At 65.6% G+C, this 24,153-nt stretch carries 24 protein-coding genes and 2 pseudogenes; 13 read left to right on the forward strand and 13 right to left on the reverse strand.

Features of this window, described 5'->3' with window-relative positions:
* Nucleotides 1–42: 42 nt before the first annotated feature.
* From IRQ30_RS17635 to IRQ30_RS17650, 4 genes are read right to left on the reverse strand one after another with little or no spacing between them, the layout of a single operon-like run.
* Nucleotides 43–381, reverse strand: a complete 339-nt coding sequence (locus IRQ30_RS17635) for a TrbC/VirB2 family protein (RefSeq protein ID WP_193614286.1) — start codon at nt 379–381, stop codon at nt 43–45.
* Nucleotides 378–920, reverse strand: coding sequence for a DUF6668 family protein (locus IRQ30_RS17640; protein ID WP_193614287.1), 543 nt, complete (start codon nt 918–920; stop codon nt 378–380). The genes IRQ30_RS17635 and IRQ30_RS17640 overlap by 4 nt, the downstream gene beginning before the upstream one ends.
* A 50-nt stretch (nt 921–970) precedes the next feature.
* Nucleotides 971–2,539 carry an Ig-like domain-containing protein gene (locus tag IRQ30_RS17645; protein WP_193614288.1) on the reverse strand — a complete coding sequence of 523 codons (1,569 nt, stop codon included), beginning with the start codon at nt 2,537–2,539 and terminating at the stop codon, nt 971–973.
* A 20-nt stretch (nt 2,540–2,559) separates the two neighbouring features.
* Nucleotides 2,560–3,627: a hypothetical protein gene (locus IRQ30_RS17650; protein ID WP_193614289.1), complete on the reverse strand. Its 1,068-nt coding sequence runs from the start codon at nt 3,625–3,627 to the stop codon at nt 2,560–2,562.
* A gap of 648 nt (nt 3,628–4,275) precedes the next feature.
* On the opposite strand from IRQ30_RS17650, the gene IRQ30_RS17655 reads away from it, so the two are divergent.
* Nucleotides 4,276–4,593, forward strand: coding sequence for a hypothetical protein (locus IRQ30_RS17655; RefSeq protein ID WP_193614290.1), 318 nt, complete (start codon nt 4,276–4,278; stop codon nt 4,591–4,593).
* Between the two features lie 1,011 nt (nt 4,594–5,604).
* Here IRQ30_RS17655 and IRQ30_RS17660 read toward each other — a convergent pair.
* Complete coding sequence (locus IRQ30_RS17660) at nt 5,605–6,123, reverse strand: DUF4411 family protein (RefSeq protein WP_193614291.1); 519 nt, start codon at nt 6,121–6,123, stop codon at nt 5,605–5,607.
* 8 nt (nt 6,124–6,131) lie between these two features.
* Nucleotides 6,132–7,370: an ImmA/IrrE family metallo-endopeptidase gene (locus IRQ30_RS17665; RefSeq protein WP_193614292.1), complete on the reverse strand. Its 1,239-nt coding sequence runs from the start codon at nt 7,368–7,370 to the stop codon at nt 6,132–6,134.
* A gap of 5 nt (nt 7,371–7,375) precedes the next feature.
* Here IRQ30_RS17665 and IRQ30_RS17670 point away from each other — a divergent pair, with 5 nt between their 5' ends.
* The 5 genes and pseudogenes from IRQ30_RS17670 (at nt 7,376) to IRQ30_RS23535 (ending at nt 14,500) form a co-directional block, all read left to right on the forward strand.
* Complete coding sequence (locus IRQ30_RS17670) at nt 7,376–8,140, forward strand: hypothetical protein (RefSeq protein ID WP_193614293.1); 765 nt, start codon at nt 7,376–7,378, stop codon at nt 8,138–8,140.
* Nucleotides 8,137–9,639, forward strand: a complete 1,503-nt coding sequence (locus tag IRQ30_RS17675) for a hypothetical protein (protein WP_193614294.1) — start codon at nt 8,137–8,139, stop codon at nt 9,637–9,639. Before IRQ30_RS17670 ends, IRQ30_RS17675 begins: the two co-directional genes overlap by 4 nt.
* A 159-nt stretch (nt 9,640–9,798) precedes the next feature.
* On the forward strand, nt 9,799–12,375 hold the full coding sequence (locus IRQ30_RS17685) for a DEAD/DEAH box helicase (RefSeq protein ID WP_193614296.1): 2,577 nt from the start codon (nt 9,799–9,801) through the stop codon (nt 12,373–12,375).
* Between the two features lie 60 nt (nt 12,376–12,435).
* Nucleotides 12,436–13,431, forward strand: a complete 996-nt coding sequence (locus IRQ30_RS17690; protein ID WP_193614297.1) for a hypothetical protein — start codon at nt 12,436–12,438, stop codon at nt 13,429–13,431.
* Between the two features lie 154 nt (nt 13,432–13,585).
* Nucleotides 13,586–14,500: pseudogene (locus tag IRQ30_RS23535) on the forward strand (PIN-like domain-containing protein).
* 240 nt (nt 14,501–14,740) lie between these two features.
* Here IRQ30_RS23535 and IRQ30_RS17705 read toward each other — a convergent pair.
* Nucleotides 14,741–15,073 carry a histone-like nucleoid-structuring protein Lsr2 gene (locus IRQ30_RS17705; protein WP_193614299.1) on the reverse strand — a complete coding sequence of 111 codons (333 nt, stop codon included), beginning with the start codon at nt 15,071–15,073 and terminating at the stop codon, nt 14,741–14,743.
* Between the two features lie 451 nt (nt 15,074–15,524).
* On the opposite strand from IRQ30_RS17705, the gene IRQ30_RS17710 reads away from it, so the two are divergent.
* From IRQ30_RS17710 to IRQ30_RS17725, 4 genes are read left to right on the forward strand one after another with little or no spacing between them, the layout of a single operon-like run.
* Nucleotides 15,525–15,863 carry a hypothetical protein gene (locus IRQ30_RS17710; protein WP_193614300.1) on the forward strand — a complete coding sequence of 113 codons (339 nt, stop codon included), beginning with the start codon at nt 15,525–15,527 and terminating at the stop codon, nt 15,861–15,863.
* A gap of 48 nt (nt 15,864–15,911) precedes the next feature.
* The gene (locus IRQ30_RS17715; RefSeq protein ID WP_193614301.1) at nt 15,912–16,214 is read left to right on the forward strand and encodes a hypothetical protein; all 303 of its coding nucleotides are present in this window, start codon (nt 15,912–15,914) and stop codon (nt 16,212–16,214) included.
* Complete coding sequence (locus IRQ30_RS17720; RefSeq protein WP_193614302.1) at nt 16,196–16,771, forward strand: hypothetical protein; 576 nt, start codon at nt 16,196–16,198, stop codon at nt 16,769–16,771. Before IRQ30_RS17715 ends, IRQ30_RS17720 begins: the two co-directional genes overlap by 19 nt.
* Nucleotides 16,772–16,808: 37 nt before the next feature.
* Nucleotides 16,809–17,072: a hypothetical protein gene (locus tag IRQ30_RS17725; protein WP_193614303.1), complete on the forward strand. Its 264-nt coding sequence runs from the start codon at nt 16,809–16,811 to the stop codon at nt 17,070–17,072.
* A gap of 59 nt (nt 17,073–17,131) precedes the next feature.
* Here IRQ30_RS17725 and IRQ30_RS17730 read toward each other — a convergent pair whose 3' ends face one another.
* Nucleotides 17,132–17,701: a glutathione S-transferase family protein gene (locus IRQ30_RS17730; protein WP_193614304.1), complete on the reverse strand. Its 570-nt coding sequence runs from the start codon at nt 17,699–17,701 to the stop codon at nt 17,132–17,134.
* A 22-nt stretch (nt 17,702–17,723) separates the two neighbouring features.
* Entirely contained in the window at nt 17,724–18,044 is a 321-nt protein-coding gene (locus IRQ30_RS17735) for a hypothetical protein (RefSeq protein ID WP_193614305.1), read from the reverse strand.
* Nucleotides 18,045–18,366: 322 nt separating this feature from the next.
* Here IRQ30_RS17735 and IRQ30_RS17740 point away from each other — a divergent pair, with 322 nt between their 5' ends.
* On the forward strand, nt 18,367–19,059 hold the full coding sequence (locus IRQ30_RS17740; protein ID WP_193614306.1) for a hypothetical protein: 693 nt from the start codon (nt 18,367–18,369) through the stop codon (nt 19,057–19,059).
* Nucleotides 19,060–19,758: 699 nt separating this feature from the next.
* Nucleotides 19,759–20,421, forward strand: coding sequence for a hypothetical protein (locus IRQ30_RS17745; RefSeq protein ID WP_227467773.1), 663 nt, complete (start codon nt 19,759–19,761; stop codon nt 20,419–20,421).
* 97 nt (nt 20,422–20,518) lie between these two features.
* Here IRQ30_RS17745 and IRQ30_RS17750 read toward each other — a convergent pair whose 3' ends face one another.
* The 3 genes and pseudogenes from IRQ30_RS17750 to IRQ30_RS17755 form a co-directional block, all read right to left on the reverse strand.
* Nucleotides 20,519–21,148 (reverse strand): ImmA/IrrE family metallo-endopeptidase, encoded by a 630-nt coding sequence (locus IRQ30_RS17750; RefSeq protein WP_338089774.1) that lies wholly within the window; start codon nt 21,146–21,148, stop codon nt 20,519–20,521.
* Between the two features lie 291 nt (nt 21,149–21,439).
* A pseudogene (locus IRQ30_RS24400) lies at nt 21,440–21,604 on the reverse strand (helix-turn-helix domain-containing protein); the annotation flags it as partial.
* Nucleotides 21,605–21,649: 45 nt separating this feature from the next.
* Complete coding sequence (locus IRQ30_RS17755) at nt 21,650–22,297, reverse strand: hypothetical protein (protein WP_193614308.1); 648 nt, start codon at nt 22,295–22,297, stop codon at nt 21,650–21,652.
* 271 nt (nt 22,298–22,568) lie between these two features.
* Here IRQ30_RS17755 and IRQ30_RS17760 point away from each other — a divergent pair, with 271 nt between their 5' ends.
* Complete coding sequence (locus IRQ30_RS17760) at nt 22,569–23,300, forward strand: hypothetical protein (RefSeq protein WP_193614309.1); 732 nt, start codon at nt 22,569–22,571, stop codon at nt 23,298–23,300.
* Nucleotides 23,301–23,367: 67 nt separating this feature from the next.
* Here the strand turns inward: IRQ30_RS17760 and IRQ30_RS17765 are convergent, their stop codons facing one another.
* Nucleotides 23,368–24,153 carry a hypothetical protein gene (locus IRQ30_RS17765; RefSeq protein WP_193614310.1) on the reverse strand — a complete coding sequence of 262 codons (786 nt, stop codon included), beginning with the start codon at nt 24,151–24,153 and terminating at the stop codon, nt 23,368–23,370.

Below are 24,153 nucleotides of genomic sequence, written 5' to 3' on the forward strand. Positions count from 1 at the left end.
CCTCTCGCAGGAAGTCGGGTTAGGTCCGAAGCTGGGGCGCCGTCACATCATCCAGAAGACGATGGAGGAGGCGGAGCCAATGAGGACGCACGCGGCCATGACTGCCCCGAGGCGGCCCATGTGGTCCTCGAGCGACCCGCGACGCGAGGCGATCGCCATCAGCGCGGCGCAGATGATGAGCCCTGCGATGCAGGCAAAGATCGCCAGGCCCATCCCCATGCCAAGCAGGCTGTTGAGCTTGCCCTGCAGGTCCCCGGGCAATTCGGGGGTCGGGTCGAAGTCGACGTCGGCGTGAGCCGGCATGGCGCTCACGAGCACTGCGGCCGCCGTGGTGCTCAGTGTCAGCGTCGTCGTGGCGGCGCGGCGGAGGGTCTTGTTCATAGCTTCTGCTCCTTCTGGTGGGGGGTGGTGATGCTGAGTGGTGCGAGTGCTTTGGTGACTGCGGGGTGAGGCGACCCGGGGGTGAGTCGCCATTGGGAGATCCAGGGGATCGTGACCAGGTGCGGCACGGTCCCGGACAGCTCGTGGATGCGGGTGCGGATCGCACGGGGCGGTCGGCCGGGTGCGTCGGCCGAGATGACCAGCCCGATTAGCTGCACGCCGCCTGGCACGGTCCGGACCGTCTCGGCTGCTGCGTCGAGGCCCCGTGCGTCGCTGCGCGCGACGACGAGGACCTGCGGCGGTCCGTCCTGGGTCTCGGTGGTGACCTCGTGCTCTCCGCCGACGACCCCGACACCCGTCGCGGCTGCGAGGGAGCGGGCACCGGCGCCGCCGTGGGCGCCGATCCAGACCACCGAGGCCGACGCCGGGTCGACCCCTGCGGATTCGCCTCCAGTGCCGGTCGTGCTCTGGTTAGGGACGTCTAGCCCGAGCACCGCTTCCGTGCCGGTCGCGGCCTCGTACTCCGCGATCGAGGGCACGTCCCAGGGACTCTTGTGGGCCGTCGAGGTGCCCTCTGCTGCTGGCCAGCTCACTCGACCCTCACCACCGTGTTGGCCGCGCGGCACGACGAGGTGGCCGCGGTGGAGAACGTCCCCGCGGGCAGGACGACGGTCAGCCCGTAGTAGCCGCGGGCGTTGAGCTCGACGGGCTCGGCGCGAACCGTGCCGTTGCCGTTCACGCGTCCCGTCGTGCGCTTGCGCAGCTTCGCGTCAAGGCAGCGCACGTTGTCCCGTGCGACGAAGGGGCCGTAGACCCGCACGGTGGCGTGCCCGGCGTAGGGGAGCCCCGAGGGCAGCCCACGGGTTGTGACGGTGGAGGGGAGCAGTGCTCCCGACTTCAGGGTGTTGCCGGCCTCTTCCTGAACGGCCACGGCGGGCTGGACCTTCACCGCGATGGCGCCGCCACACGCAGCGACCGACTGGTTCACCGAGTCGGCGGCGACCGCGACCGACCAGGTGTAGAACCCGGCCGAGGGTGCCGTGACCGCGGGCATGTTGTAGGTGCCGTTGCCGGTCACGGTCATGCTGCGCGCGACCACCTGCTTGGCCGCACAGGTGGTTCCCGCTGCGGTGGTGAAGGGTCCGAACAGGCGGATCGTGGCGCTGCGGGTGCCAGGCTCTCCGCCCGAGAGAGTGAAGCGCCCGGGTATCGGGCTGGTCCGCATGGCCTGTGCGGGTGACGTGATCTGGACTGTGGGACGGACGTTGATCGTGGCCACAGCGCTCGCGCTGGCTCGTCCCTTGACCCCTGCTCGCGCCACGCGTGAGACCTTTGCCCGCTTGGGCGACCGCAGGTGCAGGCGCCACTCCGGGAGGTCCTTGACGGTGGCCACCACCGCATGCCGGCCCGCGCTGGTGGCGACGAATGTCGCCACCGCCGTTCCGGCCTGGTCGGTGCGCGCCGCCTGCGTCGTCGCCCCGGGGTAGCTCAGGGTTACGGGCGCATCCTTGACCGGGCGCCCGTTGGCGCCCCTGACACGGACCGTCGCACGGACGGTTCCTCCCACCGCGGCGTTGGTCACGCTGACCGCCATCTTCGGAGGCCCGGCCTGGCGGCGGGACTCCTTGAGCATCGCCTTGGCGAACGAGCGCACCTTCGCGGCCTCGCCGGTCTGCTGCACACGTCGCGACGTCACGTCCCCGGAGAGCCGGTAGCGGCCTCCGACGAGAAGGTGGTCCAGGGCGATGTCGACCGCAGCTGACTGCACGTCGTAACGGAAGGTCCCGTACCTCGAGAGGATGTAGGCCGCCCGCACGGTGTCTCGTCGTGAGGCCTGCCTGCCGGCCAGGTTCCCGACCGGCCGCACGGGTCCGTAGGAGGACCGCTTGGCCTTCCTGGCCGGGTCCAGCCGGTAGACGACCTCCTTGTTCAGCTTCCGCGCGCCGATCCAGTGTCCGTCGGCGGTGCGGTTCGCATGGATCGCGAACCCCGACCAGGGCCGATCTGCCCTGCTGGGCTTGGCCGCAGCTGCACCGGCCGCCGAGGCCTGGGCCGTAGGAACCATCGCCGTCACTACCGCGGCCGCGATCGCGGCCGCCATCCCGGTCCGCAGACCCCTTGCCGCACCCATCAGCCTTGCTCCTTGTTGGTTGCTCATCGTCGTCACCTGTTCTCGGCTCAGTTCGGGACCGGGGCGTCCGGGCCGGGGTTGCCCGGGTCGACCGGTGAGTCCGGCCCCCCGCCGCCGTTCCCGTCGTCGCCGCCGTTTCCACCGCCGCCGCCCTCGGACCCGACGCTGGAGCCGCCGTAATCGGGCGTCTCGGGGTAGTACGGCTGCTCGGGCTCCGGTGGGGCTGGGGGAGCGGGCGGGGGTGCCGGTGCTGTCACCCGCACGCGCCCGACCACGGCATCCGCGCCGCTCACGGTGACCCGCCACCGGTAGGTGCCGGCCGGCAGGTCAGTCAGCCTGATCTGTTGCCCGCGCTTGGTCAGGCGAACGGTGCGCTGCAGCGGCTTTCCGCCCTCTTGGCCGGTTCGCACGAGGACCACCCGCGCCCGCGCCGGCAGCTCGTTGGAGGTGACCGTCAGGCGGACCCGTTTCACACTGCCGTCAGCCCGCACGTTCACCACCGGCTTCGGTTCGAGCACCGCACCCGCGATCGCCTGGAGCGGCTCCGGGCGCTCGGGCAGCGGCGTAGTCTTCTCAGTTGGCTCGCCCGCGCTCGACATGTGAGGGTCCTGGCCGCCGACGTCGACGCCACCCATCAGCAGTGCGGTCCCGACCGTCGCAACCACTGCCAAGCTGGCCCCGATGCTGACCAGCGTCACTCCTCGAGGACTCGTCCGCCCAGCCGTTGAGCTGCTCACCGGAGCGCTCGCCGCCTTCGGTGCCGGCTTGACCCGGCCGGCCCGCTTCGGGACCGCCGCCGGCTCTGAGACCTTCGGCCGCTCCGGGGCTACCGCTGCTGGCTCGGTCTCCTGAATGTCGGACACCGACCCGTCCGGGTGCACCAGAAGAGAGGTCTGCCCGGTGGGGTCCTTCGCTAGTGCCCGCACCGGCCGCTGCAGCACCTGGGCAACCCGCGTGGCCGCGGCGTGGACCCCGGCCACGTACAGGTCCGTTCCCTCCGCGATCACGACCGGTTGTCCGTTCATGGTCACCGTCCCGGCGTCGGGGTCGACCTCGATCAGCGCGACCGGGTGAGCTGGCACCTGGCCGGAGTGCTCTGGACGTTCACTACTCACAGCAGCTCCCTTGCAGCACAGCCCGCGTTCGGGTGGTGCTCGTTCTTGGTGTTGCCCACCTCTGTAGGCACCGATGGACCGTGAGAGGCGCGCCCACCGACCGGGCCACTAGCTGGCAGTCCGACCCTTGTTCGCCCTCCCCGGGTAGCAGAGATGACGGGCCGGAAAGCCGGTGGAGTGCAACCCCTGGGACCGTGCGGCCGGGTGAGGAGATAAGCGAGCCCGCGAGCGCCGATCCTGGCGTCACGGCGTGCAGGGCAGGGTTGCGCGGAACCGGCGCGGCCCAGAATCGATAGCCCGGGGAGGAGAACACCAACGAGCACAGCGCCGCCGTCAGACGGCACCAATTCACGGACGCCAGTCCGCGGTCGTTCCACACGCGAGCCCTGCGGAGGCTCGACGGTAAATAGCTCGTACTCGTGCTCTTCACAACTCCCCCGATGGAGTCCTGTAGAACCGCCTGCTCGGTCTCCCAAGAGGGCGGATGACGACTGTAAATCCAGACCCGACGTCCCGTACATGGGTTCGAGCCGGCTAGTTACACGGTTGTTAGCGCTACGCTAGCATTTCGCCAGATTAAATCGGATGACCTAAGGGGAGCTACGTGGTCTGCGCACCTCACCCGAGCCACTGCGGCACAATGCGTGCGTGCCGCGCATCGTTCGTCTCTCCGTGGAGACCCCGATGACGGTGCACGACGCGACGGAGGCGTTCGGATCAGATCTGCGGGTGAACCTGATCCGGCACTACCGGACCAGTCCTGGGCCCCAGCGGTCAGCCGTCGAGGCTTTAGGTGCGAACTCCCAGGCGGTCTCGCACAACACGCGCATTCTGGTCGCGTCTGGGGTGGTAGTCGTCGAGGACAGTGACGACAAACGGTCCCCGGTCTGTCGTGTCGACGAGGTCCGATTGCGTGAGCTGATCGAGGCGCTAGGCACGTTTACCGCCGGTAGCGCGTCGGAGTGAGGCGTTAGCCGTCGTCCACATCCGTCCCGATGGGGATCATCATGTCGCAATGTCCGCTCATTGGCGGTTCCGGTCACTGGCGGAAACGCTCGGTCGCGGCGGAATGGGGCACCTCCAGTGCGCGCTCAGCGGCAAGAGAGTGAGGCGCCGGACGTCAGTTCCGGTCGCCGGTCAGGGCTCCGCAAGCGTTAGATCAATGCTTCGAAGCCTGCCTTGCTCGTCAGCGGCGAGGACCAGCGCGAAGTCTCCTGCGCACGTTCGCCTGCTTGCGATGGGTCTGAGAACAACGAGGCGTCCACGAGGTAGTGGCCCTGTCCTCTCGGGGGCACACGTGACGTCGCGGTACTCACCTGAGTAGACGAGTGAGGCGGCGTTCGTGGCCGCGGTGGTGATGGGACTGAGGAGGTCCACCGGACACGACGAAGCGCCGTAGCCATTCCAGTCGGCCGGACAGATTTTCCAGATCCTTCGCATCGACAGGGCGGCGATGATGTCGTCGATCGATACGACGGGCTGACCGCCAAGCGACATGGAGACCGATTCCCAATGCGGGAACGTGTCCGAGGCGCCGACCGCGTAGGCGACAAATTGCTCGACCAGCCGCGCGAGATCTGTGGCGACCGGATCTTGATCGTCTTGCACTAGGAGCGGCCGCGGGGAGGCGGACCAGGGAGCAGGCAGTCGGGTCGAGGTCGGTCGGGGAGACGAGCTCGGCCGCCGCTCCGACGATAAGTCATCGTCCGAGCCCGCCTCACCCTCGGATGTCGCGGTTCCACAGCCGGTGGCAAGGACGCCAACGAACAGCGTTGTGGCAGCCAGCGCCAAGGCGCCCCGCACGACATTCATGTGCCTGTGACTCCTAGACAGCGCAAAGTGTTGCGCATGATCGCACTCATCGGCAGAAGAGTGCGTCCGGTTCGCGGTGGAATGACTCACTCGCGCGCCGACCGATTGCTAGTCGACCCGGGCTCAGTCTTACCCGCCCGGAAGGTCCGGCTTCACGTTCGTCGATCACGTACCCCGTTCGGCGAACCCCTCGGCCCGTAGGAAGTCATGGAACCCGACGTGCCCGATCGCAAACTCCTGGCAGACGTTCGGGATCTTCGGTCGGGCAGCCCGGTGCTGCTTCTGGGATTCCAGTGAGATCACGGCTAGCCCTCGCGCCTTCGCCAGTGACATGACTTCGAGGTCACCAAGCCGATTCACGTCCAAGCCGTAGGCCGGGTACCGATTGACGGTGTCCTTTGCTGCGATGAGCTGGGCATCGCTGTCGACGTCCTGGAAGACGTACTTATGGTTGTGCAGCCACGCCTTCATGCGTTCGATCCGCTCCCACTTCTTGAGCTCGGTCTCCACCCGTCGAGCCGCTATGACGCGTCCGGCCCTGATCGCGGCCTCGAGGAAGGTCCACTGCGGACCGAACACGTCGACGGGGTACAACTCGGCATCTCCGTCGCCCAGGAAGCTCACGACGACGTTGGTGTCGATCGAGTATTTCGCCTCCGCTTCAAAGAGCGCTTCCTGGACCATCTCCAGCCTCAGTCGCCGGCGACGAGATCATGCACGAAATTGCCGACGTTGTGTTCGCCCACGCCAAGCAGAACGCTGGCGTCCTGTCTGTCGACGAACCCCTCGGTCATGGCATTCACGACCCGGTGCGCGAACATCCGTCCGATCCTGTTGATCGCCACGGTGTAGTAGGTCGGACCGCCGCTTGAGGACTTGCCGCCACCGGTCTTGCGGCGCCCGGCCCGGCGGGCCTCGATCGCGTCGTAGGCGTCCTGAGAAATGATGTGGCGGTCGCGCAGGGCGATCAGCAGTGCCTGCTGCGAAACATGCGCCCGGTTGCTCATCGTCTTAAGCGCGGCATCGGCAGCATCGTCGCCGCCTGCGAAGGCACCGGGCGTCCAGAGACGGTCAAGCAGGTCCCTCGGCAACAAGACGCCCGCGGCGACCTGATTGCAGTAGCGCTCCACATCGCCGTGGTCGAGCAGGTCGCAGATCCCGGTGGAGTGGAGGGTGACGTGGCAGTACTCGTGCAGGGCCGAGAAGATCCGCGGATGTGAGTCGTCCTTGGTGCTCACCACGATGACCGCCTGGTCGTCGAGGACCTTGCTGAAGGCCCGCACCGTCGGGTCCTTCAAGCTGCGCTGGGAGACATAGACGCCGCGGGCGTTGAGCGCGGCGACCCAGAGCCGGAGCGCCGCATACTCGTCCTTCGCCTCGAGCTGCTCGTCGACCGATACGCCGAGGAGCGCACGGATCTCCGTAGCCAGCCGTTCGGCCGGCCAGCCCTCTGGTGGCACTCTCGGCACCTGGTAGCCCTCGCCCGGGAACAGGTCGGCAGCCGCTGCGAGCATCAGATCCGCCATCTGCAGCTCGGCGAGTAGCTCGGGTGAGAGCGAGACGCGCTGGTTGGCATAGGTGCGGTTGTCGCTCCCAGCGTTGGGATACACCTCGGCCTGGTCGATCAGCAGGTAGGACCATGGCCGGCCGAAGACCTTGGCGAGCTTCACCAGGTCGTCGAACTCCACATCCTGGTCGGCGGCCAGCAAGTCGTGCGGCCGGACGACGGTGGTGACCCGCTCGGCCAGTGCGTCGGCGTCCATGTGTCGGTTCGCGAGCAGGCTGCTGACCCGGATAGCACTGACGCGGACCTTCGGCGTGGTCCGACAGTAGGGCTTAGTTCCGGCGGTTACCGGCAAATCGTGGGGCTCGGCGCCCGGACTGATTCCCATCGGCGGAGTGCCGTACTTCTGTCGGTCCTTGATGATCAAATGGCATGGTGACAGCAGACGTTCGGCGAGCGGCGCTCGCATACCTGGGAAGCGGAGCAGATCCTCGCTTCAGTCGGCACTACGCCGTGGCCAATGTCGGGCAGCAGACCGGCTGCTCGGAGACCGAGGTGTGGGAGGCCCTCTGGGGGCTGGTGGGGGAGCGTCTCATCTACCTCGACACCGCAGGCCAGCAGTCGAGCACGGACAACTGGCGCTGGTGTCTCTCGGCCGATGGCCGGAAGGTCATCAAGGGCGGCACCTGGGAGCCCCGCGACCCGGAGGGCTACCTCGCGCGGATCCGACGCGAGGTCCCTGACCTGGATGGGCTGGTCGAGCTCTACCTCGTCGAGGCCTTGCAGTCCTTCAACGGACGTTGCTACCTCGCGACGTCGGTCATGCTCGGCGTCGCTGCTGAGCGCGCCTTCCTCGTGATGGCGGAGTCATACGCCGCCTCATCGGTGGCGGGCGCACCCGCCATTGCGAGAGAGCTCGCGAAGCCGCGCGGCAACTACTTCGCGCTCTGGACAGAGTTCCGCAAGCGCATCGAGCCCATCCGACAGGATTTGCCGAATGGGCTCGCCGATGCCCTCACGCTTGACGCCATCGCCGACCTGATCCGAACGACTCGCAATGAAGTGGGCCATCCGACGGGGCGCCGAATCGACGAAGACACCGCTCGTGTCCACCTCACGATTGCGCCCGTCTACCTGCGCAAGATGCAGTTGCTCTCCGCCCACTTCGCTGGCACGCCCGCGGGAGAGAGCGCATGAGTCAGCTGCCGATCCCGGTCCACGTTGGCTTCGGGCCGCCGGCGTCGTGGGACGACATCGAGGCGCGGCAGAAGGAGGTCGGAGAGGACGCTGCTCCTTCGCTGCAACAGCGCCGCCCTGCACTCGCTCAGCCGGACCTGGATTGGGATGGCTTGGGCTTCGAGCCGCGTTGGGTGGGCTTCGACACCGCTGACTGCGTGGTGGCGCTCCACCCGAGCATCTACTCCGGACAAGGAGCCGACGAGTTCGACCGATTCCGTCAGGGGGCCGCGATTAGGGGCGAGACGGCGCTCGTTATCAGCCCGATCGGCAAGCTCAACGAAGGCGACACCCGAAGCATCTTCGGACCAAGTGACTCGATCTACCTCGGTCAATTCAACTCTCGGATCAGCGGCGTGCCACTCGGCAAGGGCGCGAGTGTCCGCGCCGCCGATCATCTGGGCGACGCCGATGGCTTGCTCGCTCTTCGACTGCTGAGCTGCAACCCCGCCCCGTCTTGGTGGAAGCTGTCACTCGAAGGGATACCTGTCCAGGAGCACGGCGGATCGGCGTATCGCGCGGCACGTGACCAGCCGGCGCACCGCCCAGCACAGGGGAGCCTCGAGCCGATCATCGTGACCGAGCTCGGCGAGCCAGTTGTGGCCGCATGGGTCTCGCCCGACGGCGTTGAGCGGCGCTACGTGGCGCCCTTCCAGACGCCCTGGCCGGTACTGCTGAAGTGGCTGCTTGAGCAGGGGATGCCAGAATTCGTACCCGGCGCAATGCGCCGAGCACGGCGTCAACTTGCAAGCGACACCAGCCTGATGACGCGCCGCGAGCGGGAAGCGCGCTCGGCTCTCGTTGAGCTTGAGACTGACTACGCCACTCGATGGTCCGACCTTGAGCGCGAGCTTGAGGAGTCGCAGAGCGCGGCGTCCGTGGTGAGGGAGGGGCTGCTCTACGGCGCCGGTGGGGTGCTCGTCGACGCAGTACGAGCGGTGCTGGAGTCGGCCGACGTGGCGGTCGTGGATCTCGACGAGGAGCTTGGGGGCACCAAGAACGCCGACCTGTTGTGCAGCTACGGCGGTCGCGTCCGGCTGGTCGAGGTCAAGTCCGCCAGCGGGCCCGCTCCGGAGCGCGCCTACCAGGACCTAGTTCGCCACCTCAGAGAGTGGCACCAGCTACCAGCCAGCACGCCGGTGGACGGTGGCGCGCTGGTGATTAACCACCAGCACCGGCTGGCACCGGGTGAGCGTAGGCAGAAGCCGTACGAGCGCCCGGAGTTCCTCGCTGCGCAGACGGAGCCCGTAATCACCACCCTGGCCCTCTTTGAGGCTTGGCGCGAAGAGGATGCGGACGCGGTCCGCCGGTTGCTATTTCAAGACTTGGCTGGACCTGCGAGGTCTTCCCTAGACGGCTTGGACGGCGACGTCGCGGAGCCTCCGATCAAGAGCGAGGCATCAGTCGACCGCAAGGGCAGATGGTTGCAGCGCCGCCGCACCACTGCACCACCCGACTGAAACTTGTTGGCGCGCTGTCTTGCTTTTGCCATGCTGCACCTCCGCTACAAGACACACGACAAGCGCTTCCAAGCAATGATGTCCGCCCTCGCTCCCAACTGGCGCGAACTGGAGCGCGAGAGCCGGCATTCGACCGAACGACGGACGGGGAACTGATCCATGGGTTTTCACGGCAAGACCAAGAAGGTCCAGCAGCAGTTCGACACGCCGGAGGAGATGTACCTCCGGGGGTCGCTGCCAAGGACGGCCGATGCGGTGAGCGGTCTGTGGATCCATCAGGGCGACGTGCTCCGAGCCTACGCCGAGGAGCATCAGGACACCTCTGACCTGGCGCTTGAGTTGCCGACTGGCACTGGCAAGACGATGCCGGGGTTGCTCATCGCCGAGTGGGTGCGTCGCAAGGCCGAGGGGCCGGTGCTCTATGCGGCGCCGACGCGGCAGCTGGCCGACCAGGTGTTCACCACGGCCAAGAACGAGGGAGTGCCCGCCCGGCTGCTCGTCGGGAGCCACCACAGCTGGAGCCCGACCGACGAGACCGACGTCGAGGGCGGTGAGGCGATCGCGATCACGACGTACAGCTCGATCTTTAACAGCCACCCGAAGCTGCCCGAGCCGCGCCTGATCGTGCTCGACGACGCCCACGCCGGCGAGCAGTTCGTCGGTGAGCACTACGGCATCACGATTCGCCGTCACGAGGCAGGGGCCGCCTACCTGACGGTGTTGAGCGCCCTGCGACCGTTCCTGTCTGGTCTCCAGATTCAGAGGCTCGAGGGTGCGCCGGACCCCGGGGCACACCATCAGGTACGCCTAATCCTGCCTGCGGTCGATCAGGGCGCGCTCTCCCAACTCGACACGGCCCTGTCGGGGCTCGGTGACTCCTTCAGGTTCCAGTTGGCCATGATCCGCGGTGGCCTCGCGTCCTGCTGCGTCTATCTCTCCTACGGCGGTATCCAGATCCGCCCGATGATCCCGCCCACGTTCGAGAATCGGGTGTTTGCTCGGGCCGGCCAACGGGTGTACCTCTCGGCGACTCTCGGATCCGGCGGTGAGCTCGAGCGAGCCTTCGGCCGCACCGAGATCACCCGCATGCCTCTGCCCAGCAAGACTCCACCTCGGTCGGGGCGGCGCCTCTTCGTCTTCCCGGACCTCGTCAAGGGCGGCGATGCGGTCGGCCTCACCAAGAGCATCGTCGGCATCACGCACAAGGCGCTCGTGCTCAGTCAGACCACGACCGCGAATGCCGAGTCCGCGGCGCGCCAGCTCGCCGGCGACGGAGTTCCCGCGTTCGGCAGGGAAGTCGTAGAGCAAGGCCTCGCGACGTTCGCCAAATCGCCGACGGGAGTCCTGGGCCTCGCAAACCGGTACGACGGCATGGATTTGCCTGGCGACGACTGCCGGATCGTCGTACTCGGTGGAAAGCCGGACGCCGTCAGCCTGCAGGAGAAGTTTCTGTCCGAGCGGGCCGAGGCCAGCGCAGCGAATGCCGAGCGCCTGCGAACGAGAATCGTGCAAGGCGCTGGTCGCGCGACGCGCGGACCGAACGACTACGCAGTGGTGGTCGTCATCGGGTCAGACATCACTCGGTACTTCTCGCGCGTCGAGAACCAGACGGCGCTTGAGCCGGAGCTGCAGGCCGAGGTTCAGTTCGGCTGGGACAACAGCAAGGGTCACGAAGCCGCCGACATCTTGGCCAATGTCCGGACCTTCCTCGACCACGATGTCGAGTGGCGCGAGGGCGGTGAGCCCCTCGTTGCTGAGTTCCGCGAGGAGGCCGTGAAGGTTGCGGCGCCCGGTGCCGCCGCGCTCGGCGAGTCCGCTGAGCTGGAGGTCGAGGCATGGGAACTGGCTTTCAACGACGACTGGATCGCCGCCAGCCAAAAACTCGAGGACGCTGCTCGGGCGGTGGGCCAGGGTGGCGACGCCACCCGGGGGTACCGCGGGCTGCTGCTGTACCTGGCCGGCGTCTGGCTCAGCCTTGGCGCCGAGGGTGAGGCGCACCGCGCCCATGCCCGGGAACTCGTTCGCACCGCCGCGAGGGCGTCGACGCGGGGCACGTGGCTGAAGGAGATGAAGGAACTGCCTGATGCGGAGGAAGTGCCCCTCGCGGCCGCCGACGCGGTGGCAATCAACAATATCGTCGCCCGACTCACCGGGAACCTGAAGCCAAACAAGGTCAAGGAGAGGCTCGCGGAAATGCGCGATGCGCTTGGCCAGGAAGAGGCCACGCCCTACGAGGGTGCACTGACCACTCTCGGGCGTTTCCTCGGCGCGGAGGCGGCCAAGCCCGCCGGTCAGGGACGCTGTGACTCAGCCTGGCGCTGGGACTCTGCGATCTGGATGACGGTCGAGGCCAAGTCGGAGGAGCACTCCGACGGCCTATTGCCACTGAAGGACATCCGGCAGGCCAACACGCAGCTCGACCAGCTCGCGACGGATCAGGGCGTGGACCATGCGCCCGCCGGTAGCCCGACGATCATCGTTTCGGATCGCCTGACCGTCTCCCCCGAGCACGCGCCTGTCGCGAACCCGAACGTCTACTTGGCATCGACGGACGTAGTGAGTCAGATCGCCGGCGATGTTGAGGCGGTCTGGGCGGACTTGCTGGCCAGCGCCGCGAAGCACGAGGCCGTCCACGTCCTTCGGCGCCACGTGCAAGAGACGCTGGCAGAGAACGGCTGCCTACCGACGCAGGTCGTCGACCGACTGGCCCAAGAGCGCATTCGGCCAGGCGAATGATCCAGCGTATGGAACTGCCGGCACGGAACATCCAATCAGGTCGCAGAGGGGATCGACGAAGTGTCTGAGATGAACGTGATGCTGAGCACCCTGCACTTGGTATATCCGCCGGTGTCTAGCTACGAGGCTGACGGCGTCAAGGACGACCCCCAGGTTGAGGCGTTGCTTCGCACGAGCGACTTCTACGCCTTGGCGATGAGGTCCGAAGTGCACTTCGACGTCGAAAACATCGAGACGAACGGTGACGTCTGGACCGTGCCTGTCTCGGGCGAGACGACTGACGGTCAGCCAATCGCCGACCACGTGGCTATCGACATCGAGGCCCTTGCCACATCGACGCTCGGTCACATGCCAGAGACGTTCACGGCCGACATCGGTCCGAAGTTCTTACGGTTTTGGCCGGGGGAGCAGGCGGCGGTAGAGGACGGTGGCGTAGAGCCCTTCGAGTGGTTCACGACCGAGAAGCTCCTCCACGACAAGGGGCGCGGCGTCGCCGGGCTCAGTAGGCTAGATCAACACCGCGACTTCGCGACCTACGAGCTGCTGTATGTCGGCATCGCGAAGAAGGCCGACACGTTCAATCGGCTGTTCGAGCGGGCGCACCACGCGCGCCAGAAGATCCTCTCTGGCGAGTGGCCCCGCCGCTCAGGTGCGCGAGTGACCGACGAGCTCATCTTGTTCCCATTCCGCGTCGAGCCGACGATCTTCCGAACGATGGGGCCGGAGGGTGGGCCAACTGACACCTCTGACGACGCCTGGGCTGAGTACAGGAAGCGAGTCGTTGCCGACGCCGAGAAGGCCTTCGTCCATCTGCTCGATCCGCAGTACAACGTCGAAAAGTTCGTCAGCTACCCGAAGGGGATCGATGGGCTATACGGCGGCGATCACCAGCGGTACGGCTACCTGATCGCCGAGAACATCACCTTCACGACTGCCAACGGCACCATGCATGGATCGCTGGATCCAGAGGCTGGCATGTTCGACGACTCGGCGGACTGGATATTGGTCTCAGGGGACGAGGTGCAACTGATCCGCTGGTCGCAGAGCGACACCTGAACCGGACTCACGACCTCGAGAGCGGTCAGTAGGGCGGTACGTCGCCTGCCGGCGCCTGGCCCCAATGGAATTTCCGTCATGGCGAAGCGGTAGCCGCGAGGTGGATTCGGCAGCCGCAATCGCCCTTCGAACCTGGCCGCGGGCGGGTCACTAGATGAAGGACGTTCTGCCCGAGTGGTATCAGCTGGAGGACGAGCAGCGGGCCGGTCTACTAGTCGACGCGATCATAGTTTTCGATACAAACTCGCTCCTTACGCTCTATCGACTGAGCGAGTCGGATCGCTCGCTAGTCATCGACTTACTCGAAGCCTTGAGCGATCGAATCTGGATTCCGCATCAGACGGCGTTCGAGTTTCACAAGAATCGACTTGAGGTAGTCCGGGAACAGTTAGAGGCGTATGAGGAGACTCGCGGCCGCATCGCAACTCTGCGCAAGCAGATCGTCGACTCTGTTCGATCGCATCCTGTCCTGAGTCAGTCCGAGATCAGAACTGAGATCAACGATCGGCTCTTAGCGCTTGAGCGATAGCTGGCAGATCAATTCGAGGAACGCCATCCTGCTGACATTCGCGAGCCTTATCGAACGGACGGTGTGCTCGACGTTGTGACTCGGCTTTTCAACGGGCGCGTGGGTCCGAAGCCAACTGTGGATGACGCGCTGCGCAAAGAGGCGCAGCGTCGAATAGACGACAAAATCCCTCCCGGATATGAGGATGCCAAGAAGCCAGTGCCCGATAGATATGGCGACTACCTTCTTTGGCGTGAAACCCTAGAGTATTGGGGCTCGGCCGGCAGAGGGCACCTCGGTGGGTTGATTCTAGTCAGTGAAGAGCAGAAGCCGGACTGGTGGCTGAAGGATGGTAAAGATCCGAAGAAGCAGCGATTGGTTCAGCCTCGGCCAGAGCTTGTTCGCGAAGCGGCCGATGTGGGCATTTCGCCGTTCTGGATGCTCAGTCTTCGACGTTTCTTCTCGCGAGGCGCAGGTTGGCTCGGTTGGGAAGACACGGAACTCGGTGAATTCTCTGCCATTGGTAGATCCGACGAGGATGAGACCGCAGCAGTCGATTAGCTAGTGGTCGGCGCGAGTTCAGTACTGTGGAGTCGAGCCAGGCGCTTGACACGCTCAGCCGCTTTGCCGCAAGTGTGCAGATCCTCAAGCCGAGATTGACGGCCCTCGCCCTGGTCTGCGGCCATGGCTCTGCCGAGATTCGGCACGGTTGCACGGACCGGTGACGCACAGTCTACTCAGCCATCACGCGTGCTGGCGGAGGACGGCTCGACCTTCATTTCCGCGTTGGAGACGCGACGGTCAGCGCTTCGATTCGAAAGATTCGCGCACTTCGGCGGGGATCCGGCCCCGGTCGGGAACCTCGAAACCGTTAGAGCGAGCCCAGTCGCGGATCTCGGCTGGGCTCGTACCGGACTGCGATCGCTTACCGGTGGTTCCGGTCTTGCGTCCCACTTTGCGTGCTACGGAGATGTGGTCCTGCAAGAGGGCTCGGAAAGCATCCGCGTTCTTAGTGCTTAGATCAATCTCGTACGACGCGCCATCTAGGGCGAAGGAGACCGTCTCACCTTTCCCCGCAGTTATCTCCTTGCCATCGATGTCGTCAATCAACTGGGTGATCACTCGTTGTGCCATGTAGAGAACATAGCGGAACTAGTCGTAGACGACTCACGCGCGATGAGCCTCTGCCGGTTCGCGCGTTCCCCCGTTTTGGTTCAGCGGGGTGCGCGATGTTCTCGCCGCCGCTCAGGCCTACGAGGTCCGCGAGCAGTTCGACGAGCCCGTCGGAGCCCGCACCATCGCCCACCGTGCGCGCGTCGAGCATGGCGCTACCTACGTCGCGCTCAACACGCGCGGGGGCCACTCTCCGCGGGGCCAGCGTTTCGGCGTTCTTGAGACAGCTGAGGCGGAAGTGACTGCTGGCTACTAGCGCATATTTGCTGACGCTTGCGCCAACCGGACCGGCGTGTCGTCCGTGGACCGGGGTGGGCCCGTGGTCGCCTGGAGGTCCCAGCGTGGGGACAAACGCCCCACACCGACTAGGCAACTGCGGGGGACAGTAATGCGGTTCACGGACGAGTTCGGCGTGACACGCCACGACGACGACGACTGGTTCGACCAGGAGTGCACCGCCGACACCCTGCTATATGTTGACCCCTTCCTGGTGTTTGACGACACCGATCCCTTCTGGGCCGAAACCCATACCAAGCTGACCGAGTTCTTCGAGCTCGCTATGAGCTACGTAATCGAGTCTGGCGGAGTAAGGCGCTCGGCCCCCTGGCGCAAAGCCGAGCGGATGCTGACCTTCCCCGAGCCGAAGGAGTTCGCTCTCGGGTTGTCGATGGGTCACCGGGCAGGATCGGGTACAGGCGCCGACTTCGCACGCCGGATGGCGGAAGCCCTCGACATTCTGCACACCCACTAGATCAGCACCGTCAAGTACGTCGAGGCGTTCGCGCTGTTCTGCGACGGGATGGGCGTCGACCGGATCAGCGACTCCTTCTGCAACATCGTGAAGGGCGCGTTCATTGACTACACGCAGGAGGTGGTCGAGCGCCACGCGATCCCGACCGAGAGCGTGGTCGTCAAGCACGCGTCCTGGACCACCAACGTCCGGTGGAACGACCTCCGAATCGACCTCCCGCGCAGCCCGGTCACCAAGGGTGGGGTCCTCTTGGTGCCCGAGCGGTTCTTGAAGGACACCCCCCGTGTCACGGCCGACGGCTTCTGTCTTGGGCTGAGGGCAACGAGGCCGACGTGCTGCGGGACGACTTGAACTACGAGCTGCAGAACAGCCTGAACCAGGGCCAGCGCAAGGCCGCAGGGCGCGCTGTTGCCCGAGCTCGGCCCGACATCGCGCTCAACTATCTTGACGCACTGGAGGACACCGACCTCCAGCCGTACGACGTGGTGGAGGACCCGAAGCTCCTCGTCGGCTGGGCCGAGGCCGGTCGCGAAGCCGCCGTCGCCAACCCTGCAGCCGTGGGCCAGCCGCAGAGCGAGGATGAATTCCTGGCATGGGTGAAGACCCTGGCCGAGGAGTTCCGCGCTGCGGTCGAGGACACCGACCTGTGGAAGGTGCTGTGGAACGAGACCCTTACCCGGAACCGCGAGGAGAAGATCGTCCCGGCGGTGGCGGGCGCGAGGTGGGTGCAGCAGTGCAAGGCCGCCAACGTCGACATCAGCAACGAGCCCAATATGGGTAGGGGTCCGGTCGACTTCAAGTTCTCGGCGGGCTGGACCAAGCGGGCACGGCCACCGTCCCGGCCTCGACCGCATCATCGAGGCGGACTTCTACCGCACGAGCGGGAAGTTCTTCGAGTTCCTGGTTGACAAGGAGGTCGTCCGCAGCCTCAAGCTCGACATCGTCGTGCAGATCAAGCGACTGAGCGACGAGGAGACCGCTGTGGAGCTTGGGGGCGACGCCGACGAGGACGAGAGCCTGGGCGCAGTGCTGGTGACCGGGGAAGTTGACGCGCCCGAAGCCCTGTTGGCGGGCATCGACCAGACCGACCAGCTGGATGCTCTCCTGGCGGCCCCGCCGGGCAGTAAGGAGCTGGACGAGCTCCTGGCCTCGCTGCCGGACGGCAAGGCGCTGGACGAACTCTTGGCGGGCTTCGACCTGCCGGAGTAGTCGGCCGCTTCTAGACGCCAAGGAGGTCGCCTGCAACGAGGGCGGCATCCCTGACCCGTTCAGTCGTGAGCGGCCGGGGGGTCCTTGATAGGACCCGAGGACCAATCCAGCGGAGCAGTCTTCTCGTATGCCGCAGGGTCGCGGAGCCATTGCCTCAGCGCCCCGGTAAGACGTCCTGCGCCGAGTCTGAAATTGGTGCTGCGGGGCTCTGGTATCGACTCAAGCGCGTTGCGAAACGAAACGAGGTCGGTTTCAAGCATCGGGGCGAGTTCTGACGCTCGTGGTTCAACCAAGATGGCGGCGACTACGAGCTCAGCCATCTTGTCGATGAGAACGCCCTCGTCCTCGTCTTCGCGAACTAACGCAGCACTGGTGGCAGCTGCCATCGCACGAGTAGCAAGCTCACGTAGTTCCAGCATGCGTGAATCATCCTGCCCCTGTGCGTTGAGCTCCCGCTCGTGCTGGATGGTGCGTCGCACCGCCCACCACGTGACGGCGCCTGCCAGCAGGCCGCCGAGCAGCGCGCCACCAAAGCCGTCCAAGCCGTACTGCCACCACCAATCGGCATCGCTCGGGTTCAGCGATGGCTCCCGCATAGGTCCCACAGGGCCGATCTCGTCCGTGCGCATCACACCCCCGACCGGCCGAAGATCATGTCCGCAGGCGGTTGACGTCTCGCATCGTGTGCTCGTTGACCCGAGCCACCAAGACGTGCTCCGTCCGTTCCTGCCCTGCGAAGTACACCGTCCGAAGGAACCCCCCGCCCGGCGGCAGGAGGTCTCCGTCATGGAGTTGGTAGGCGACGAGGCCGTTCTCGGCCGAGACAGGGTCCCTGTCATCGACCTCGACCACCAGCAGCACGTGACCCGTGGGCGTTCCGAAGGCGTCCCGCACTACGTAGTCAGCGGGGACCTCCACCACCTGAGCCCACTTGTCCGGATCCAGTCGATGAGTTCGCAGGGTCTGAGCCATGACTCGAGAGCCTGCCTCACGAGCGGCCCAACTTCAGCCGCGCCGCGCCGTGCCTTACCACCCACGCCCGGGGGCCTGGAGGACGAGCTGCTGCCGACGGTCCAGTGCGCGTTGGCACCGTTCACGTCCGAGCAGTGCACGACCGCCGATTCGGTTGCCGTCCGAGGCACATGGCTGAACGCACTCATGTGCCGCGATTCGCGCTCCGATCACGCCCAAAGGAGGTCGTCTCCTAACGGTACCTAACGGCTGAGTTCCACAAAGGCCATGCAATAGCTCGCTGGTCCGCGATGATGCGGTTGTGGCAAGACATCGTCTCCAGTTGCGGACTTGGACCGTGTTCGTCTGTGGACTCGCGGTCTTTGCCGCGGGTGCCGTGGGCCAGTGGGGCATCGGCCGCGTTCTAGACACCGCAACGCGTGCGGCCACCGACGAAGGGCCGCTCGCCGTCGACGCCGGCGGCGCACAGGACGATTGGGTCATCGTTCCAACAGACTCGACATCCGCCCTCCCAAAGGCCCCGGAGCCAGGCAGGTCGCAACTCACCCGCGCAGCTCGAGGAGTCGGCGGCGCACCCGTCGACCCCTCGTACCTCTTCGATACATACGGCCTCGTGGACACACCCGTGATCATCCGAGGTATCTCTGCGCACGACGTCACCTGTGAACGAGCGGCCGGCGACTGGACCGGCGCCAGAATTGCAGGTGGCGGCGCATTCGACGAGCTCCCCGTCCAGATCGAGCTGTCTGCCAACGCCGAAACGGCTGATGGAGTCCCAGAGGTCGTGCCAACGGGCGATGAAGCTGGCATATGGACGTTTCCCCGGCAGGTCTCGGGGTCTGAAGCTGATCGATTCCTTGTCACGCTCAGGGCGCCGGCGAAGAGCATCTGCTCACTTCGCCTACGCGTCGACTACATCAGCCGTGGCGAGGCGGGGACCTTGGTTGTCGAAGACAACGGGCGCCGGTTCCAGGCTGCCGCAGAAGACATAGTCGAGCCAACGATCGAATGGTGACTTTGTCGGTGGGCCGCACCGGCGCCGACCCGTGAGGTTCGCGGGACGACCGTAGCTCTGCTCGACCCGCGCGAAGTGCCGATAACTTACCTTATGTCAAGTAGCCGCTCAGGGGATGTGGCTTTTACTCGGCCCTTAAGGATCCTCTTGCGCGGGGCGACCTGGCGCTCTGCCGGGGCCCGGCTCGTCCTCGTGCGGGAAGCCGGCCACGCCAAGGTTGCTGCGCGGAGTGAACTTCCAGAACGCTTGGCCCCGTCTTCGCCGTCGAGCTAAGAACATTCATGGTGCGCCACTCCGCGTCAGCCAGCGCCAGCTCGAGCTCGACCGCATCCATCAACTCGTCGTCAAAGGTGGGCGCGCGGGCTTCGAGCACCCGCCAGCCCAGCCCCCTTGAAGTTCGGTCTTCGCCCCCGTGCCGACGAGCTGCACCGGCGTAGATGGCGTCCACGGCCTTCGGACGGCTCGCGGCCGAGCTCTCACGGAACCGCGTGGACGACGCCCGCTGCCGGAAGCATGAGCATTAGCCTTGTGATCGCAACACGCAGGTCAGCTTGCTCCAATCGCACCGCCTGCCAACCGCCCGAAACGAACGAAGGGGCCCACCTCGCGGTAGGCCCCTTCTCAGTTCTTTTGTCCGCGGGGGGAGGCCGAAGCCCGCAAGTCCCACGACTCGTGATGCACCTACTGTAGCGTTCGCGGGTGCCAGTCGCAACGCCGCCCGCCGCGCAGCCAGTTATCGGGACGATCTCCGCTGCTCGCTTCCAGACGTACCTCAACGCAGAGGCGGGTGACGCCACGAGGGCCCTGGAGTTGTACGCCTGGAACGCTCGCATCTCCTCCGCTCTGATGCTGCCTGCGCACTTCGCCGAAGTTGCCGCTCGTAACGTCGTCGCCGATGCCCTGAGTGCCGCCTACGGTCCCAACTGGCCGTGGGACCCCACGTTCGAACAGAGCCTGCCGAACCCGCACCACAACACCTACAAACCCCGGCGCGACCTGGCGTCGGCACGCCAGCGTTACTCGACGACGGGGAAGGTCATCGCAGAACTGAAGTTCGTGTTCTGGCAGAAGATGTTCACGCAGCGCCATGACGTGCGCCTGTGGGGTCCGCACATCGTCTCTCTTTTCCCGCACGCCCCAGCTGCGATCACCCCGGCTCAACTGCGAGGACGGGTATACAACGACCTGGAGTCGATTCGTTTGGTCCGCAATCGCATGGCGCACCACGAGCCAATCTTCACTCGACCACTGGCCGACGACCTGTCCAAGATGCTGGACCTCGTCGATATCCGATCCGCAGCAACGGGCACGTGGGTACGCGCGCTAGAGGACGTCACCACCGTCTTAACTCAACGCCCTTAGTCCTCCAGCAATCGCTTAGAAACCTCTGGTGCCCTGCAGCAACGCAACTGTCGGGCCAGCCAGTCGACGCACTCCCCCGTGGTCAGCGAGCGGCCTTCTAGGTGACGACCCGCAGGTTCCCACGTGGTCCACTAGCGCCAGCCGATCCACCGCCGTCGACGGCCGTTGGTGTCAGACCCAGCATGTAGTCCTGAACCTCTTTCACTTCTAGGCCTAGGTCTTCCGCAATGGTCGCCAGGCCGCGTCTGTCGGCGCGCAGCTGCTGCAGCACTTTGGTAAGCAGCTGAGAAGATTCGTGCGGAATCCCGTGCGGCTCGCTTCGTCGGTAACCTCGGCGCGAGAGATCAACGCAGAGCGACCGGTACGCCCATTCCGTCATCAGGCCGAGCTCATTCGCCCGATGCGCCATCGCCATCGCAGCGACGTTCCACCGCTTCTTCGCAACGAGGATGCGAGTCACTGATGCGTTGGACAAGCCCTGCGCGAGCACCCCGGCTCGAGGCATCAGGAACGCTGCCGCGAACTGGTTTGCTTCCTGCTCCGCGTCCTGTCCGTGCGGCGCCTGGTCCTCGGCGTGCAACACCAGGTGCCCAAGCTCGTGCGCGGCGTTGAAGCGACTGCGCTCGGCCGACTTCGTTTGGCTGAGGAAGATGAAGGGCTGGTTGTGCCATTTTAGGCAGTAGGCGTCGAGGTCCTTGTTGTCGTCGGTCAGGGAGTAGATCCGCACGCCGTGAGCCTCTAGGAGATGCACCAGGTTCCCGATCGGGGCCTCTCCTAGCCCCCATCGCGCTCGAAGCTCCTGGGCGGCGGTCTCGGGAGACCGCCCCGTCAGAGTCGGAACGTCTGGAGCTGGACGGTTGAAGCGCTGGTCGATCCATTCATCAATCAGTATTGCTAGGCGACCTGAGCTAAGCCCACGGTCTCGCGTGCGGGCGGTCATTTTGCTCAGGGCGCGGAAGCTGACCGCATCGATCGGGATCTCGTCGAGGTCCCTTCCTGTGAGGAATCGTTCAGCAACTCCGAGCGTCTCGGCAAGCAACGCAATCGTTGCAGGTGTCGGGTCTTGGCGCCCGTTCTCGTACGAGGACAGACTGACGCGGCTGATGCCGGTTTCTGTGGCGAGTGCCGTCAGAGTCCATCCACGTCGTCGTCTGGCCGCCGCTAGTCGAGAGGGGTTGAGCATTGGGGGAAGGCTCTCTTTGGTTGTCGGGGCTTTCGAGCGGCGCTGCTAGCGGGCACTGACCTCGACGGAGTAGTCGCCGGCGCCAGCGTCGGGCGGGTCCTGGACGTCGCCTGTGGGCAGCGGGTCGTTCCGGTCGATCGGGTCCAGGATGATCCGCTCTTCCCACTCCTGGATCAGCCCGCCCTCGATCTTCGTCGGGAGTGACAGCTCCGCGAAGATGGTGTCAGCGGTGACGCGCTGCATCAGGAACCAGATCGACTCAATGGGGCCCTGCGGTTCGGCGATATCGTAGTCCTCCCCCAGGTCGAGAACGAACTGCCCGGCGTTGACCTGGACCGCCATGGCGGTCACGTCGCCCTTCGGGTACTTGGTCGTGGGGCTGCGGCCTTCGGTGTACACACCGGTGTGCTCGTCGCCGGAGCTGGTGACAATCGAAAATTCACCTGAGGGGTGGACGGTCCGGCAGAAGTTCTTGGAGTTGTCGTACCCCCACTCCAACGGAACGACCTCCTCGCGGAGGTACCGGACCGTCTTGAAGTATCGGGTGGAACCCTCGGAAGTGGGCGGTTCGAGGCCCGTCACCATCTTGGTCTCCGCGTCGGCGCGCAGCAGTGTGCGCTGAAGCATCTCGGTGGTAAGTCCAAGCTGCAGCAAGCGTGCGACAGCCTCGTCCTGCAGAGCAACCTCGGTCATCGAACTCGCCTCTCGAGTTGCGGGACGCACGCGCGCCCTTAACGAAAACCTACCACATAAGAGGTTGAAAATCGTTAACCCGGCTTCGTGGAGCGTCGCGAACCGCGTCGAATCGGCGTGTGTGGCGTTGGGGCAGACCTTGCGCGGTTACTCAGGCCTTTCAGCTTGCCCGCATCCCGCCTCTCCTACGTCGGTCAACAGTGGCCCACTCATGGCCTCACCTGAGCAAACCGGCGGGCAGTCTTCACGACAGAGTCCTAGCCTGGGGAACATGAACGCAACCGACGTTGTGCGAAGTGACCTCGCCTGGCTTGCGAAGACTTTCGCCGGCGGTACGCGCGATCGCGACGAACTGCGCCGCGCCTCGCCCGTCCTTAGGCGGCTGGCACTCGACGGCGTCTTGCAGCAGGCCCGTAGGCAGGCGGGAGCCAGCGGCCAACCGACCCTGGATATCTATCCCCTCTCGCAGTTGGTCGACCTCACAGACTTGCGCGGGGTTGAGTTGGTCGTGGCTGCCGGGTGCCGCATCGAGCAGCGGCTCCTCGGACCCTTCGCAACGGGCCCCTCGGTGGCGCCGATGCCGACACCTATGTCTGTGTCGTCACTCCCACTCCCGATGTTTCTGAAGTCCCCGTGCCTAGTAGTCCGAGGCACGGCCGTGACGCGGGCACAGGTGCTGAAGTACGTCGCCAACAAGCTCGGAGGAGTCCACTTCGACCCCGCCCGCGGCCGCCCGGGTGACGAGTACATGGCCCGGGTCGAGGAACTCGATGAGTTCATGATCATCCGTCCGCTTTCGGCCGTTGATTTGTCGCTCTTGGCCGTTCTTCAGGCGTTCGTTGCTTCACCCTCGGTCATGGAACCCTTCGGGCTAGCCCCTGTTGATGTCCAACTCGACGCCCCGCTGAACTCTGGGCACGAGTCTGTGGATATACCTAACCGCGCTTGGCTCCAGCTTGACCTCATGGGAGATCACAGCCCAACTAGCGCACCCTCCACCTGACGCAGGGTCCGCCGACCGGGCATGTACGCGTCTGCGGGGCCGCGCACCGCCGAGAACTTTCGTTATGTCAGGTCGGATCTACGGCGGCCGTGGATGCGCGCTCCTCAAACACTCCCCATCCCGCCTCGAGAATTCCAAGCACGTGCGACAAGACTCCCTCGAGCTCCGCGCTAGAGCCTCGCACCGCTCTCACACTCACTCGCTCGTCCCCCGCAACCACCTGGCCAGGGCGTCGAGAGAGTTCCCATGGGACTGCGTGCGCCACAGCGCCCAGCTCGCGCCAACCCTGCTCGACCTCGGCGACAGCCCCAGGCTGGTCTCCAAACACATGCTCGCCGGCCCACCTAACGACCTGGTGCTGGTTCGGACCTTGGCTGCCCAACTCTTGCGAGAGCCCAACGAGGCGCGCTCTCAGGGCGGCTCGTGCCTCGCTCCCCTCCGGGTCTACGTCGGAGAATGTGTCGAGCCACTTCCTGTGGTTCGTGACTGAATAGCCAAGCACCTGGGCGGCACGAGCCGCCCGCTCCCCCGGTTCCACGGGGTGAAGCACCCAGAGCCCCTGCGCCCCACCCCACAGCGCAGTCCGCATCAACGAATGAATTGGCAGCGCTGCCGGACCGAACTCGAGCAGGTACCTCACAGCCGCGAGCAAGTGGTGCGTCCCGCTACTCAAGCTGAAGTGAGCTAGGTGCCATGCCCGCCAGTTCTCCAGCTCCACGTCCTCGTCCAACTGACTTCCCACGACAGGGGTGATGAACTCACCCCCTGCCCGGACCCAGGCCTCGGCTATGGGCAGCGCGTCAACGAAGCGTTGTCTGGCCTGAGTTTCCGGACTCCTGTGCGCGTCACCCAT

This window comes from Nocardioides lijunqiniae (genome assembly GCF_015024225.1).
In the GTDB taxonomy this organism is placed as follows: Bacteria; Actinomycetota; Actinomycetes; order Propionibacteriales; family Nocardioidaceae; genus Nocardioides; species Nocardioides lijunqiniae.

Excerpts from the sequence above, each read along its gene's own strand:
- IRQ30_RS17635 (WP_193614286.1), bottom strand. The coding sequence starts at position 381 with ATGAACAAGACCCTCCGCCGCGCCGCCACGACGACGCTGACACTGAGC.
- IRQ30_RS17645 (WP_193614288.1), bottom strand. The coding sequence starts at position 2,539 with ATGAGCAACCAACAAGGAGCAAGGCTGATGGGTGCGGCAAGGGGTCTG.
- IRQ30_RS17660 (WP_193614291.1), bottom strand. The coding sequence starts at position 6,123 with ATGGTCCAGGAAGCGCTCTTTGAAGCGGAGGCGAAATACTCGATCGAC.
- IRQ30_RS17670 (WP_193614293.1), top strand. The coding sequence starts at position 7,376 with ATGGTGACAGCAGACGTTCGGCGAGCGGCGCTCGCATACCTGGGAAGC.
- IRQ30_RS17675 (WP_193614294.1), top strand. The coding sequence starts at position 8,137 with ATGAGTCAGCTGCCGATCCCGGTCCACGTTGGCTTCGGGCCGCCGGCG.
- IRQ30_RS17685 (WP_193614296.1), top strand. The coding sequence starts at position 9,799 with ATGGGTTTTCACGGCAAGACCAAGAAGGTCCAGCAGCAGTTCGACACG.
- IRQ30_RS17705 (WP_193614299.1), bottom strand. The coding sequence starts at position 15,073 with ATGGCACAACGAGTGATCACCCAGTTGATTGACGACATCGATGGCAAG.
- IRQ30_RS17715 (WP_193614301.1), top strand. The coding sequence starts at position 15,912 with ATGGGCGTCGACCGGATCAGCGACTCCTTCTGCAACATCGTGAAGGGC.
- IRQ30_RS17730 (WP_193614304.1), bottom strand. The coding sequence starts at position 17,701 with ATGCGCACGGACGAGATCGGCCCTGTGGGACCTATGCGGGAGCCATCG.
- IRQ30_RS17735 (WP_193614305.1), bottom strand. The coding sequence starts at position 18,044 with ATGGCTCAGACCCTGCGAACTCATCGACTGGATCCGGACAAGTGGGCT.
- IRQ30_RS17755 (WP_193614308.1), bottom strand. The coding sequence starts at position 22,297 with ATGACCGAGGTTGCTCTGCAGGACGAGGCTGTCGCACGCTTGCTGCAG.
- IRQ30_RS17760 (WP_193614309.1), top strand. The coding sequence starts at position 22,569 with ATGAACGCAACCGACGTTGTGCGAAGTGACCTCGCCTGGCTTGCGAAG.
- IRQ30_RS17765 (WP_193614310.1), bottom strand. The coding sequence starts at position 24,153 with ATGGGTGACGCGCACAGGAGTCCGGAAACTCAGGCCAGACAACGCTTC.